The sequence below is a fragment of the Streptomyces sp. Z423-1 genome, assembly GCF_013009255.1.
Taxonomy (GTDB): domain Bacteria; phylum Actinomycetota; class Actinomycetes; order Streptomycetales; family Streptomycetaceae; genus Streptomyces; species Streptomyces gossypiisoli.
Map to the genome: position 1 here is coordinate 8,022,501 of NZ_CP053109.1, position 13,540 is coordinate 8,036,040.

The following is a 13,540-nucleotide window of genomic DNA, read 5'->3' on the forward strand; positions in this document are numbered from 1 at the left end:
TACGCTAAGTGGGAAAGGATGTGGAGTCGCACAGACAACCAGGAGGTTGGCTTAGAAGCAGCCACCCTTGAAAGAGTGCGTAATAGCTCACTGGTCAAGTGATTCCGCGCCGACAATGTAGCGGGGCTCAAGCGTACCGCCGAAGTCGTGTCATTGCAGCATGAGGGCCAACGCCCGCTGTGATGGGTAGGGGAGCGTCGTCTGCCGGGTGAAGCAGCACCGGAAGGTAGTTGTGGACGGTTGACGAGTGAGAATGCAGGCATGAGTAGCGATACAAACGTGAGAAACGTTTGCGCCGATTGACTAAGGGTTCCTGGGTCAAGCTGATCTGCCCAGGGTAAGTCGGGACCTAAGGCGAGGCCGACAGGCGTAGTCGATGGATAACCGGTTGATATTCCGGTACCCGCTGTGAAGCGTCAAACATCGAATCCAGTGATGCTAAGCCCGTGAAGCCGTCGTGTGCGTCTTCGGACAAGCACGGAGTGGTGGAGCCGGTGACCCGAGCTGGTAGTAGGTGAGTGATGGGGTGACGCAGGAAGGTAGTCCATCCCGGGCGGTGGTTGTCCCGGGGTAAGGGTGTAGGCCGTGCGATAGGTAAATCCGTCGCACTTGTGGTTGAGACCTGATGCCGAGCCGATTGTGGTGAAGTGGATGATCCTATGCTGTCGAGAAAAGCCTCTAGCGAGTTTCATGGCGGCCCGTACCCTAAACCGACTCAGGTGGTCAGGTAGAGAATACCGAGGCGTTCGGGTGAACTATGGTTAAGGAACTCGGCAAAATGCCCCCGTAACTTCGGGAGAAGGGGGGCCACATCCGGTGAGAGCACTTGCTGCTTGAGCTGGGGGTGGCCGCAGAGACCAGCGAGAAGCGACTGTTTACTAAAAACACAGGTCCGTGCGAAGCCGTAAGGCGATGTATACGGACTGACGCCTGCCCGGTGCTGGAACGTTAAGGGGACCGGTTAGCTCCATTTCGGTGGGGCGAAGCTGAGAACTTAAGCGCCAGTAAACGGCGGTGGTAACTATAACCATCCTAAGGTAGCGAAATTCCTTGTCGGGTAAGTTCCGACCTGCACGAATGGCGTAACGACTTCTCGACTGTCTCAACCATAGGCCCGGTGAAATTGCACTACGAGTAAAGATGCTCGTTTCGCGCAGCAGGACGGAAAGACCCCGGGACCTTTACTACAGTTTGATATTGGTGTTCGGTTCGGCTTGTGTAGGATAGCTGGGAGACTGTGAAAGCCATACGCCAGTATGGTGGGAGTCGTCGTTGAAATACCAGTCTGGTCGTGCTGGATGTCTAACCTGGGTCCGTGATCCGGATCAGGGACAGTGTCTGATGGGTAGTTTAACTGGGGCGGTTGCCTCCTAAAGGGTAACGGAGGCGCCCAAAGGTTCCCTCAGCCTGGTTGGCAATCAGGTGTTGAGTGTAAGTGCACAAGGGAGCTTGACTGTGAGACCGACGGGTCGAGCAGGGACGAAAGTCGGGACTAGTGATCCGGCGGTGGCTTGTGGAAGCGCCGTCGCTCAACGGATAAAAGGTACCCCGGGGATAACAGGCTGATCTTCCCCAAGAGTCCATATCGACGGGATGGTTTGGCACCTCGATGTCGGCTCGTCGCATCCTGGGGCTGGAGTCGGTCCCAAGGGTTGGGCTGTTCGCCCATTAAAGCGGTACGCGAGCTGGGTTTAGAACGTCGTGAGACAGTTCGGTCCCTATCCGCTGTGCGCGTAGGAGTCTTGAGAAGGGCTGTCCCTAGTACGAGAGGACCGGGACGGACGAACCTCTGGTGTGCCAGTTGTTCTGCCAAGGGCATGGCTGGTTGGCTACGTTCGGGAGGGATAACCGCTGAAAGCATCTAAGCGGGAAGCCTGCTTCGAGATGAGGACTCCCACCTCTTTAAGAGGGTAAGGCTCCCAGTAGACGACTGGGTTGATAGGCCGGATATGGAAGCACGGTAACGTGTGGAGTTGACCGGTACTAATAGGCCGAGGGCTTGTCCTCAGTTGCTCGCGTCCACTGTGTTGGTTCTGAAACCACGAACAGTCCCGCCCCCGTGAGGGTGGTCCGGCTGGATAGTTTCATAGTGTTTCGGTGGTCATAGCGTGAGGGAAACGCCCGGTTACATTCCGAACCCGGAAGCTAAGCCTTACAGCGCCGATGGTACTGCAGGGGGGACCCTGTGGGAGAGTAGGACGCCGCCGAACTACCTTTTGAGCTCCGGCTCTTGGGCACATGGCCCGGGAGCTGGAGCTTTTTTGCGTTGAGGTAAGGTCAGGGGGCACCATTGGCTCGTTTTCGACAGGAGGCCCCCGGTTGGAGGTCCAGGAGACCCGCGTTCAGACGGACCGGGTCCTCACCATCCCGAACATCCTCAGTATGGCTCGGCTCGTCGGCGTACCCCTCTTCCTGTGGTTGATCCTCAGGCCCGAGTTCGGGGGACCGAAGAGCGACGGCTGGGCGCTGCTCGTGCTGGCTCTGAGCGGGATCAGTGACTACCTGGACGGCAAACTCGCGCGGCGCTGGAACCAGATCAGCAGCCTTGGCCGGCTCCTTGATCCCGCCGCGGATCGCCTCTACATTCTGTCGACCCTGGTCGGGCTCACCTGGCGCGAGATTCTGCCCCTCTGGTTGACCGCTGTACTGCTGGCGCGCGAACTGGTTCTGCTGGTGATGGTGGGCATCCTCAGGCGCCACGGCTATCCGCCGCCGCAGGTGAACTTCCTCGGCAAGGCCGCGACCTTCAACCTGATGTACGCGTTCCCGCTGCTGTTGCTCAGTGACGGAAGCGGATGGATCGCGTCACTCGCTGCTATTTTCGGATGGGCGTTCGCCGGATGGGGTACAACCCTCTATTGGTGGGCAGGAGTCCTCTACGTGGTACAAGTCCGCCGTCTGGTTCGGGCGGACGCCATGGCCGATTGAGCTCGCCGATTGTGCGTCCGTAGCGGTGCGATGGCCCGCGAGGGAAAAGTGCGGGACAATTCGGACGGGTGAAGTCGGCTAGACCGTCGTCTCTTCGAGGAGGACGCTTCCGACATGAAGGCCGTCGTGATGGCCGGTGGCGAAGGCACACGCCTTCGTCCCATGACCTCAAGCATGCCCAAGCCGCTCCTGCCGGTGGCCAACCGGCCGATCATGGAGCACGTTCTGCGGCTGCTCAAAAGGCATGGGCTCAACGAGACCGTCGTAACTGTCCAGTTCCTTGCCTCACTGGTCAAGAACTACTTCGGTGACGGCGAAGAGCTCGGAATGGAGCTCACCTATGCCAACGAGGAGAAGCCACTCGGTACCGCCGGAAGTGTCAAGAACGCTGAGGAGGCGTTGAAGGACGACACGTTCCTGGTCATCTCCGGTGATGCCCTGACCGACTTCGACCTCACCGAACTGATCAGCTTCCACAAGGAAAAAGGTGCGCTGGTCACGGTCTGTCTGACCCGTGTCCCGAACCCCTTGGAATTCGGCATCACGATCGTCGACGAAGAGGGCAAGGTCGAGCGGTTCCTGGAGAAGCCGACCTGGGGCCAGGTCTTCTCGGACACCGTGAACACCGGTATCTACGTGATGGAGCCCGAGGTCTTCGACTATGTCGAGGCCGATGTGCCCGTCGACTGGTCCGGCGATGTCTTCCCGCAGCTTATGAAGGAGGGCAAGCCGGTCTACGGCTATGTCGCCGAGGGCTACTGGGAGGACGTCGGCACGCACGAGAGCTATGTGAAGGCGCAGGCCGATGTCCTGGAGGGCAAGGTCGACGTCGAGATCGACGGCTTCGAGATCTCCCCGGGCGTGTGGGTGGCCGAGGGAGCGGAAGTGCATCCTGAGGCTGTGCTTCGCGGGCCGCTCTACATCGGCGACTACGCGAAGGTCGAGGCCGGCGCGGAAATCCGTGAGCACACCGTCGTCGGCTCCAACGTCGTCGTCAAGAGCGGGGCTTTCCTGCACAAGGCCGTCGTGCACGACAACGTGTATGTCGGGCAGCACAGCAATCTGCGGGGCTGTGTCGTCGGGAAGAACACCGACATCATGCGTGCGGCCCGGATCGAGGACGGCGCGGTCATCGGGGATGAGTGCCTGATCGGTGAAGAATCGATCGTTCAGGGCAATGTGCGGGTCTACCCGTTCAAGACCATTGAAGCCGGTGCCTTCGTCAACACCTCGGTGATATGGGAATCGCGGGGGCAGGCCCACCTCTTCGGTGCCCGTGGGGTTTCTGGAATCCTGAACGTCGAGATCACGCCGGAGCTGGCCGTGCGGCTGGCCGGCGCCTACGCGACGACCTTGAAGAAGGGCTCCACCGTCACGACGGCCCGTGACCACTCCCGTGGTGCCCGTGCGCTGAAGCGGGCCGTGATCTCCGCGCTGCAGGCCAGCGCCATCGACGTACGCGATCTGGAAAACGTACCGCTGCCGGTCGCGCGGCAGCAGACCGCTCGGGGTAGTGCCGGCGGGATCATGATCCGGACCACGCCCGGGGTGCCGGATTCCGTGGACATCATGTTCTTCGACGGGCAGGGTGCCGACCTTTCGCAGGCGAGTCAGCGGAAGTTGGACCGGGTGTTCGCGCGGCAGGAGTACCGGCGGGCGTTCCCCGGTGAGATCGGGGATCTGCATTTCCCGGCCAGCGTTTTCGACTCGTACACCGGGTCGCTGTTGCGGAATGTCGACACCACCGGTATCGCCGAGTCGGGGCTGAAGGTCGTCGTCGACGCGTCGAACGGAAGCGCGGGGCTGGTGTTGCCCAGTCTGCTCGGGAAGCTGGGTGTGGACTCGCTGACGATCAATCCCGGTCTGGACGAGTCCAGGCCGACGGAGTCGGCGGATGCGCGGCGGTCGGGGCTCGTACGGCTGGGAGAGATCGTGGCGTCGGCGCGGGCCGCGTTCGGTGTGCGGTTCGATCCCGTTGGTGAGCGGCTGTCGCTCGTCGACGAGAAGGGGCGGATCGTCGAGGACGACCGGGCGCTGCTCGTCTTGCTCGACCTGGTCGCCGCGGAGCGCCGCAGCGGGCGGGTCGCGCTGCCGGTGACCACGACGAGGATCGCCGAGCAGGTCGCGGCGTACCACGGGACGCAGGTCGAGTGGACCACCACGTCGCCCGACGATCTGACCCGGGTCGGCCGGGACGAGTCGACCATCTTCGGTGGTGACGGCAAGGGCGGCTTCATCGTCCCGGAGTTCAGCAGTGTCTTCGACGGTACGGCGGCCTTCGTACGGCTGATCGGGCTGGTGGCGCGGACACAGCTCACGCTGAGCCAGATCGACGCGCGTATTCCGCGGGCGCACGTCCTCAAGCGGGATCTGGCGACACCATGGGCCGTCAAGGGACTGGTGATGCGGCGGGTCGTCGAGGCGGCAGGAGATCGCGACGTGGACACCACTGATGGGGTGCGCGTGGTCGAGGCCGACGGGCGCTGGGTGATGGTGCTGCCCGACCCGGCCGAGGCGGTCACCCACCTGTGGGCGGAGGGCCCGGACGACGCATCCGCGCAGGCCCTGCTCGACGAGTGGTCGGCGGTCGTGGACAGCGCCGGCCGGTAAAACAGCTGCACGCGCGCGTGCCGGACAAGTGTCCCTGAGGGGGCCTGTCCGGCACGCCGGTGGGGCCATTCGGAGCTAGCGGGCGCGACATGCGACGATGTGCGGCATGCCGCAGCAGCCCCCCGTTCGGAGCACTCCTCCACGCCTCTCGCGCCCGGACGCGTCCATGTCGCTGCTCACCAACGTCATGGATCACAGCCTCGACGACGGCTATGCCGAGGCGGCGGCCCGGAAGAGGGCCGCGGGTGCTGGGGGCCTGCCCAAGACCCTGAGGGCGAAGCTCGGCCTCGCCGCAGGCCTGGTGCTCGCGGCCCTGGTCGTGACCGTCGGCGCGGCACAGGCGCGCGTGGCGGCGCCGGTCGTCGCCAAGGAGCGCGAGGAGCTCATCGACCGGATCGACCGGGAGACCGCGGCCGCGGACGAGCTGGAGAGCAGCATCGACAAGCTGCGGGACGATGTGAGCGCCCGGCAGCGGGAGGCGCTCAAGCACAGTGGCGGCGGCGACCGGACCGAACTGGTCGGCATCCTGTCCGGCGCCTCGGAAGTGCACGGGCCCGGTGTGAAGTTGGTCGTCAACGATGCCAAGGAGGCCGCTGCCGGCGGGGACAGCGACCCGCGTGGGACGAGTGGCTTCTCCGACACGGGGCGGGTACGCGACCGGGACATGCAGCGCGTGGTGAACGGGCTGTGGGAGTCGGGCGCCGAGGCCGTCTCCATCAACGGGCAGCGGCTGACGACGTTGTCCGCGATCAGAGCCGCGGGCGACGCGATACTGGTCGACAACAGGCCGCTGGTGCCGCCGTACACCGTGCTCGCGGTGGGGGACGGCGACAGGTTGAGCACGAAGTTCCAGAACAGCGCGGACGGGCTCTATCTGCATGCCCTGCAGGAGAACTTCGGGATTCGGACGAGCATCTCCGTGGAGGGGGACCTCCGGTTGCCCGCCGCGCCCAGTGTGATCGTTCGCACAGCACAGCCGATAACCGAGTCAGCACAGCAGAGAACTGAGAAAGGCACATCGTGATCGCCGTACTGGGCCTCGTTGTGGGAGTCGTGGCCGGCCTGTTGGTCCGGCCCGAGGTTCCGGCGGTCGTCGAGCCTTATCTGCCGATCGCCGTGGTGGCGGCCCTCGATGCCGTCTTCGGAGGGTTGCGGGCCATGCTCGACGGCATCTTCGACGACAAGGTCTTCGTCGTGTCGTTCCTGTCGAACGTCGTCGTCGCCGCGCTGATCGTGTTCCTGGGCGACGAGTTGGGCGTCGGCGCCCAGCTGTCCACCGGTGTCGTGGTCGTCCTCGGCATCCGGATCTTCTCCAACGCCGCGGCCATCCGCCGGCACGTGTTCCGGGCGTGAGACCGATGAGCGACCAGGACCAGAAGACGGACGCGAACCCGCTGCGCAAGGAGCTGCCCGAAGAGGTGCAGGCCGAGGCCACGCCGACCGTGGAGGCCGCGGGCAGCGCGCACAGCGCCGAGGAAGAGACCCAGCCGGAGATCACCGGGCGGCAGCGGCTCGTGAACGGGCTGTGGCCGCCGCGGGTCACCCGGGCCCAACTCATCGTCGCCATGCTGCTGTTCGGGCTCGGCTTCGGGCTGGCCGTGCAGGTCGCGTCGAACAGTGATGGCGACAGTGCGCTGCGCGGCGCCCGGCAGGAGGATCTTGTGCGGATCCTCGATGAACTGGACGACCGTACTCAGCGTCTTGAGGACGAGAAGCAGGGTCTCGAAAAGCAGCGGGACGAACTGGAGAACAGCTCGGACCAGGCCGAGGAGGCCCGGCGGCAGACGATCGAGAAGGAACGGCAACTCGGCGTCCTGGCGGGCACGGTGGCGGCACAGGGGCCCGGCATCACGATGACCATCGATGACACGAAGGGGACGGTCGAGGCGGACATGTTGCTCGACGCGATCCAGGAGCTGCGCGCGGCCGGCGCGGAGGCGATCCAGGTGAACGGCGTGCGGGTCGTCGCGAGCACCTACCTGACGGACTCCGGGCAAAGTGTGAGCGTCGACGGGAACAAGATCAACGCTCCCTATCGTTTCAAGGTCATCGGCAAGCCGCAGGATCTCGAACCGGCGCTCAACATCCCAGGAGGCGTGGTGCAGACGCTTGAGAAGGAGCAGGCCAACGTGACTGTGGAGCGATCGGACAAGATCGTCGTGGACGCCTTGCGAGCGGCGAAGCGACCTGACTACGCTCGGTCGTCCTCCCAGTGAACCGGGGGTGCATGGGGGACTTCCGGGGAGGGCATGAGGTTGCGGGGGGTCGACGCACCGAATGGGTGGTGCGTGGTGGAAACTGTCTGGTGGTTACGGACGTTGTGAGGATGTCCGGGTCGGCCAGAGTGTGCAGTCAGGGTTCGTCCTGCCCCACGGGCGGGTCTGTTTCGGTCAAGGGGAATCGCCCGTGAAGTTGTTTGCGAAGTTGTTCGGCAAGAGCGCGCGAGAGGGTAGCGGCAACGCGACCGCTCGCCATCGCGCACAGCCTGACGCGGAGGGCCAGCGCCCGCTGTTCCGGGACCAGGTCGCTGGTCCGGGCGGTGACATTTCCGGTGGTCAGGGCGCGCCGTCGGTTGACCCTGCCCAGGCCGGCGGCATAGGTTTCGGGCAACCGTCAACCTCAAGTACGGGTGGAGGGTTCCCCGCCGACTCGTACGCGTCCCACGCCCCTGGGGGGCAGCCGCGGCAGGAGGATCCATCCATGTCGGCCCTGGTTTGTACGAGGTGCGGTAACCGCAACGCGGAAAACAGCCGTTTCTGTTCCAACTGCGGTGCGCCGCTGCGGGCGGGGGTGGCGGCCGAGCGTCCGTCCGAGACGACCTCCACGATCTCCATCAGTGGCCTTGAGGCGTACGACGCGGAGGCCACCGGACAGACGCCGATGCCGATGCTGTCTCCCGAGGCGCAGGCCGCGGTGGACGCGCTGCCGCTGGGGTCCGCGCTGCTGGTGGTGCGCCGGGGGCCGAACTCGGGCAGCCGCTTCCTGCTGGACAGCGACCTGACCACGGCCGGGCGTCATCCGCAGAGCGACATCTTCCTGGACGACGTGACGGTCTCGCGCCGCCATGTGGAGTTCCGGCGCAGCCCGGACGGATCGTTCACGGTGGCCGACGTGGGCAGCCTGAACGGCACGTACGTCAACCGGGAGCGGATCGACCAGGTCGCTCTGTCCAACGGTGACGAGGTGCAGATCGGCAAGTACCGGCTGGTCTTCTACGCGAGCCGGCAGATCATCTGACCCTCCTCCGGAATCAGTCCGGAGGGACTGCGAGGGAAGGTCCATGCGTCACACACCGAGCGGCGGTGCCGGGCACGGTGCCGCCGCGGCGGGCAGCGGGCTGATGAGTATCGGCACGGTGTTGAACGTGCTGCGCGAGGAGTTCCCCGAGGTCACGATCTCCAAGATCCGTTTCTTGGAGTCGGAGGGGCTGATCGAACCGCAGCGGACGCCTTCCGGGTATCGCAAGTTCAGCGCGGATGACGTCGAGCGGCTCGGGCATGTGCTGCGGATGCAGCGTGACCACTATCTGCCGCTCAAGATCATCCGTGAGCACCTTGAGGCGATGAAGCGCGGGGAGCAGGTGCGGCTGCCGACGCTGGGCCGACAGCGTGACGGTGAGGCCGTGCCTGCCGTCGAGGCCACCGACGGGCCGACGGCGGCGCGGATCGGGCGGGCGGAGTTGCTGGCGGCGGCCGGGATCGGTGAGCAGGAACTCGCCGAGTGGGAGTCGTATGGGCTGGTCACCCCGGTGGCGGACGGGGTGTACGACGCGGAGGCGGTCACCGTGGCGGCGCTCGTCGTCGAGCTGGGGCGGTTCGGCATCGAGCCACGGCACCTGCGGGCGATGAAGGCTGCGGCCGATCGTGAGGCGGGGCTCGTGGACCAGGTGGTGGCACCCCTGAAGCGGCACCGGAATCCGCAGACGAGGTCGCATGCGGAGGCGCGGACCAAGGAGCTGGCCGGGCTCACGGTGAAGCTGCATGCGGCGTTGGTGCAGAGTGCGCTTGGCGTGCGGTTGCCCTGAGCACAGGTGCATGTACGTGGGGCTGAGGGGAGCGGGCGAGCGGGAGGCCGGCCCGATCTGCGTCTGGCCAGGGCTTCAGGTGGACGGAGGGCGGTGCACGCCTCTGGGCACGGTGTGGGGGCCTGGGGAGCTGCAAGTCGGCGGGGTGGCGGCTGGGTGTGCGTCTGAGCAGGCGGCCGGGGTCATGAGGGGCCTCTGCGGTCCGTTGTGGCGGGGGCAAGGGGGCGTCCGTGGGTTTGGCCGGCCCTGAAGGTTGGGGCAACTGGGGTGGGTGCCCCAGAAGGCTTTCCGCACCAGGGGGGCTGAGGGGGGTTGCGGAGGCCGGATCACGTGGTCGATCGTGGCCCGACTACCCAAACGTCCCGGGCACGGCCTAGGGTTGCTGTGTGAACGAGCTCGATGTCGTAGGTGTCCGGGTCGAAATGCCCTCCAACCAACCGATCGTGCTCCTGCGTGAAGTGGGAGGCGACCGTTACCTCCCCATCTGGATCGGGCCGGGGGAGGCGACGGCGATCGCCTTCGCCCAGCAGGGCATGGCCCCCGCGCGACCGCTGACCCACGACCTGTTCAAGGACGTGCTGGAGGCCGTCGGCCAGGAGCTCACCGAGGTACGCATCACGGACCTGCGTGAAGGCGTCTTCTACGCCGAGCTGGTCTTCGCCAGCGGCGTCGAGGTGAGCGCCCGTCCGTCCGATGCCATAGCGCTTGCCCTGCGCACCGGCACGCCGATCTACGGCAGTGACGGGGTGCTCGACGACGCCGGTATCGCGATCCCCGACGAGCAGGAGGACGAGGTGGAGAAGTTCCGGGAGTTCCTCGACCAGATCTCCCCCGAGGACTTCGGCACCAGCAGCCAGTGAGAAGTGGCCGGCCCGGGCGGACGTACGATCCGCGGCGGGTCGGTGTGTGCCGGGTGGCGGTCCGTGCCCCGGCACGTGCCAGTGGCGAGTGAGAGCGTCCGGCGGCTTCCCGCCAGAGCATTCGGCTAGCCTTTCCCCGCGGTTGGGTGCGGGAAACCACTCTTAGGGTGATTATCACTCGGCGTGCCGAGTGTGGCGATCGTTGACGCACCCTTGGTGACTGCCTACCGTCGAGAAGGCAGGTCAAGGACGGAGGTCGGCGTGAGAAGCAGCGGCGACGGTACGGCTGGGGGTGCCCCCGGACGCAGTTTCGGGGAAAGCGGTCCGTACCCTCCCCCGAGCTCTCGGCTCCGCCCGAGTGGGGGGTACGCCCCGCACGGCAGGGCGAGCGATCACGCTGCGCAGCGACCGACGGCCGTTCCCGGCGGCGGAGGGGCGGCGCCCATGGCGTCCGAGGAGATCGGCTACCGCGGTCCGACGGCCTGCGCGGCCGCCGGCATTACTTATCGGCAACTGGACTACTGGGCCCGCACCGGGCTCGTCGAGCCGAGCGTGCGGCCCGCCTACGGGTCCGGGACGCAGCGTCTGTACAGCTTCCGGGACGTAGTCGTCCTGAAGATCGTCAAGCGCTTTCTGGACACCGGGGTGTCGCTGCAGAACATCCGCACCGCCGTCCAGCACCTGCGGGAGCGCGGCTTCCGGGACCTGGAGCGGATGACGCTGATGAGCGACGGCGCCACCGTCTACGAGTGCACCTCGCCCGACGAGGTCCACGCGCTGCTCCAGGGCGGCCAGGGGATCTTCGGGATCGCCGTCGGCGTGGTGTGGCGGGACGTGGAGAGCGCCCTGTCGCAGCTGCACGGCGAGCGTATCGACACCGGTGAGACGCTCGTCGGGCACAACCCGGCGGACGAGCTGGCGCGGCGGCGCAACCGGGCCGTCTGAGGCCCTTTGAGGGCCCTTCGCACGGCCGTCCGGTGGCCGCGGGGGCATTGTCAGTGGCGTGAGGCAGCATCGGAGATGTGAGAACCGCGCCCACGATCCTGCATCTCGACATGGATGCCTTCTTCGCCTCGGTGGAGCAGGCATCCAAGCCGAGCCTGCGCGGAAAAGCCGTGATCGTGGGTGGGCTCGGGCCGCGCGGGGTGGTGGCGACCTGCTCGTACGAGGCCCGGGTGTTCGGGGTGCACTCGGCGATGCCCATGGCCCAGGCGCGCCGGCTCGCGCCGAACGCCGCGTATCTCGTGCCGCGCTTCGGGTTCTACCGAACGATCAGTGAGCAGGTGATGGGCCTGCTGCAGGAGTTGTCGCCGTTGGTGGAGCCGCTGAGCCTGGACGAGGCGTTCGTGGACCTGGAGGCCGGTGGGGCGGCCTGGGACCGGGAGTCGGCGCGGCTGGCGGGGGTCAAGCTGCGGGCCGACATCCGGGCCGTCACCGGCCTCACCGGGTCCGTCGGGCTCGCCGCCTCGAAGATGCTCGCGAAGATCGCCTCCGAGCAGGCCAAACCGGACGGGCTGGTGCTGATCGAGCCGGGCACCGAGCGGGCACTGCTCGGTCCGATGCCGGTGCGGACGCTGCCGGGGGTGGGGCCCGCGACGGGCGACCACCTGCGGCGTGCCGGGATCATCACGGTCGACGAGATCGCCGAGGCGGGCGAGGACGAGCTGGTACGGCTGCTGGGGAAGGCGCACGGGCACGCGCTGTACGCCATGGCGCTGGCCCGCGACGACCGGCCGGTGGTGGCCGAGCGGGAGACGAAGTCCGTGTCGGTCGAGGACACCTACGACGTGGACATCCACGACCGCCTCCGGGTCGGTCTCGAGGTGCAGCGGCTCGCGGACCGGTGTGTGCGACGGCTGCGCGGGGCCGGGCTGTCGGGGCGGACGATCGTACTGAAGGTGCGGCGGTACGACTTCTCGACGCTGACCCGGTCCGAGACGTTGCGTGGGCCGACGGACGATCCGGCGGTGGTGCGGGAGGCCGCGGCGCGGCTGCTGGAGTCCGTGGACACGACAGGGGGTGTGCGGCTGCTGGGAGTGGGGGTCAGCGGGCTGGCCGACTACACGCAGGAGGACCTTTTCGCGCAGGCGGCGGGGGAGCGGGCCGAGGGGGCGGCGGAGGACGTGGCGGACGAGCCCGCGCGGGAGGAGGCCGAGCCCGCCGAGCGGCGGTGGGCTGCCGGGCATGACGTGCGCCACGCCGAGTACGGGCACGGCTGGGTGCAGGGCAGTGGGCTGGGGAGGGTGACCGTGCGGTTCGAGACGCCCGACTCCGAACCCGGGCGGGTGCGGACCTTCCGGATCGACGATCCCGCGCTGGAGCCGGCGGATCCGCTGCCACTGGTGGCGCGAAGACCCGAGCTGCAGGGCTGAGCCCTCAGGGTCATGTCTCGTCCGAGCCGGCCAGCCTGCCGAAGTCGCGGTCCGGGAGCGCGGGGGGAGCTGCCACGTCGAGGCCGTAGTGGTGGTAGAGCTGGAGCTCCTGCTCCGGGGAGAGGTGGCGCCCGACGCCGAAGTCGGGGGCGTCCTTGATCAGGGCGCGCTCGAAGGGGACGTGCAGGCTGCCCTCGATCAGCTCACTGGGCTCCAATGGGACGAAGGCGTCCCTGCTGAACAGGCCGGTCCGTATGGCGGCCCACTCCGGAACGCCGGTGGCGTCGTCGAGGTAGACCTCGTCGATGGTGCCGATCTTGGTGCCGTTGCGGTCGAAGGCCTTGCGGCCGATCAGGTTGCGCGGATCGATGTCGGTCTGCACGGGCCCTCCACTTGCTCGCACCTCATCCGTAAGCACTACGAAAGAGCACAATGCGGAACGCGGCCACTCGAAGGCCCGGGCGTTGACCTCGCTGGTAGTCTGGCAAACGGCTGCTGACCCCGTGCGGGAGAGTCCTCCGGACACCACCGGAGGCGCCGAAGGAGCAAATCCTCCCCGGAATCTCTCAGGCCCACGTACCGCACGGACGAGGTCACTCTGGAAAGCAGGGCGGGTGTCACGGCTTCCGCTCTCACCGACGGTGCAAGCCGGGCGTCCTCGGGCGGCCGGTGAAGCTCTCAGGTTGAGATGACAGAGGGGGAGGCCGTCGGGGCACCCGTGCCGTGGTGCCCCTCGAAGGTCGCGT

At 66.6% G+C, this 13,540-nt stretch carries 11 protein-coding genes, 2 rRNA genes and 1 riboswitch (1 of these 14 running past the window's edge); of the genes, 12 read left to right on the forward strand and 1 reads right to left on the reverse strand.

Features of this window, described 5'->3' with window-relative positions; translation table 11 throughout:
- The 12 genes from HJD23_RS36385 to HJD23_RS36440 form a co-directional block, all read left to right on the forward strand.
- Window positions 1-2,007: ribosomal RNA gene (locus HJD23_RS36385) — 23S ribosomal RNA — on the forward strand; it begins 1,115 nt to the left of the window's first position.
- Window positions 2,008-2,093: 86 nt separating this feature from the next.
- Window positions 2,094-2,210: ribosomal RNA gene (rrf, locus tag HJD23_RS36390) — 5S ribosomal RNA — on the forward strand.
- Between the two features lie 109 nt (window positions 2,211-2,319).
- On the forward strand, window positions 2,320-2,928 hold the full coding sequence (locus HJD23_RS36395; protein WP_171118467.1) for a CDP-alcohol phosphatidyltransferase family protein: 609 nt from the start codon (window positions 2,320-2,322) through the stop codon (window positions 2,926-2,928).
- Between the two features lie 114 nt (window positions 2,929-3,042).
- On the forward strand, window positions 3,043-5,538 hold the full coding sequence (locus HJD23_RS36400) for a mannose-1-phosphate guanyltransferase (protein ID WP_171118469.1): 2,496 nt from the start codon (window positions 3,043-3,045) through the stop codon (window positions 5,536-5,538).
- A gap of 106 nt (window positions 5,539-5,644) precedes the next feature.
- The gene (locus HJD23_RS36405) at window positions 5,645-6,562 is read left to right on the forward strand and encodes a DUF881 domain-containing protein (RefSeq protein ID WP_232108101.1); all 918 of its coding nucleotides are present in this window, start codon (window positions 5,645-5,647) and stop codon (window positions 6,560-6,562) included.
- The gene (locus HJD23_RS36410; RefSeq protein ID WP_030808725.1) at window positions 6,559-6,891 is read left to right on the forward strand and encodes a small basic family protein; all 333 of its coding nucleotides are present in this window, start codon (window positions 6,559-6,561) and stop codon (window positions 6,889-6,891) included. The genes HJD23_RS36405 and HJD23_RS36410 overlap by 4 nt, the downstream gene beginning before the upstream one ends.
- 5 nt (window positions 6,892-6,896) lie before the next feature.
- On the forward strand, window positions 6,897-7,754 hold the full coding sequence (locus tag HJD23_RS36415; RefSeq protein ID WP_171118473.1) for a DUF881 domain-containing protein: 858 nt from the start codon (window positions 6,897-6,899) through the stop codon (window positions 7,752-7,754).
- Window positions 7,755-7,815: 61 nt separating this feature from the next.
- Window positions 7,816-8,775, forward strand: coding sequence for an FHA domain-containing protein (locus HJD23_RS36420; RefSeq protein WP_171118475.1), 960 nt, complete (start codon window positions 7,816-7,818; stop codon window positions 8,773-8,775).
- A gap of 43 nt (window positions 8,776-8,818) precedes the next feature.
- A complete protein-coding gene (locus HJD23_RS36425) occupies window positions 8,819-9,562 on the forward strand; it encodes a MerR family transcriptional regulator (protein WP_171118477.1) in 744 nt (247 codons plus the stop codon).
- A 386-nt stretch (window positions 9,563-9,948) separates the two neighbouring features.
- Window positions 9,949-10,422 carry a bifunctional nuclease family protein gene (locus tag HJD23_RS36430; RefSeq protein WP_004002801.1) on the forward strand — a complete coding sequence of 158 codons (474 nt, stop codon included), beginning with the start codon at window positions 9,949-9,951 and terminating at the stop codon, window positions 10,420-10,422.
- 261 nt (window positions 10,423-10,683) lie between these two features.
- The gene (locus tag HJD23_RS36435) at window positions 10,684-11,367 is read left to right on the forward strand and encodes a MerR family transcriptional regulator (protein ID WP_171118479.1); all 684 of its coding nucleotides are present in this window, start codon (window positions 10,684-10,686) and stop codon (window positions 11,365-11,367) included.
- 77 nt (window positions 11,368-11,444) lie between these two features.
- The gene (locus HJD23_RS36440) at window positions 11,445-12,794 is read left to right on the forward strand and encodes a DNA polymerase IV (protein WP_171118481.1); all 1,350 of its coding nucleotides are present in this window, start codon (window positions 11,445-11,447) and stop codon (window positions 12,792-12,794) included.
- A 10-nt stretch (window positions 12,795-12,804) separates the two neighbouring features.
- Here the strand turns inward: HJD23_RS36440 and HJD23_RS36445 are convergent, their stop codons facing one another.
- Window positions 12,805-13,176, reverse strand: coding sequence for a PRC-barrel domain-containing protein (locus tag HJD23_RS36445; protein WP_171118483.1), 372 nt, complete (start codon window positions 13,174-13,176; stop codon window positions 12,805-12,807).
- 114 nt (window positions 13,177-13,290) lie between these two features.
- Window positions 13,291-13,386, forward strand: a riboswitch (glycine riboswitch).
- Window positions 13,387-13,540: the final 154 nt, after the last annotated feature.

Excerpts from the sequence above, each read along its gene's own strand:
- HJD23_RS36400 (WP_171118469.1), top strand. The coding sequence starts at position 3,043 with ATGAAGGCCGTCGTGATGGCCGGTGGCGAAGGCACACGCCTTCGTCCC.
- HJD23_RS36405 (WP_232108101.1), top strand. The coding sequence starts at position 5,645 with ATGCCGCAGCAGCCCCCCGTTCGGAGCACTCCTCCACGCCTCTCGCGC.
- HJD23_RS36415 (WP_171118473.1), top strand. The coding sequence starts at position 6,897 with ATGAGCGACCAGGACCAGAAGACGGACGCGAACCCGCTGCGCAAGGAG.
- HJD23_RS36420 (WP_171118475.1), top strand. The coding sequence starts at position 7,816 with ATGGGTGGTGCGTGGTGGAAACTGTCTGGTGGTTACGGACGTTGTGAG.
- HJD23_RS36425 (WP_171118477.1), top strand. The coding sequence starts at position 8,819 with ATGCGTCACACACCGAGCGGCGGTGCCGGGCACGGTGCCGCCGCGGCG.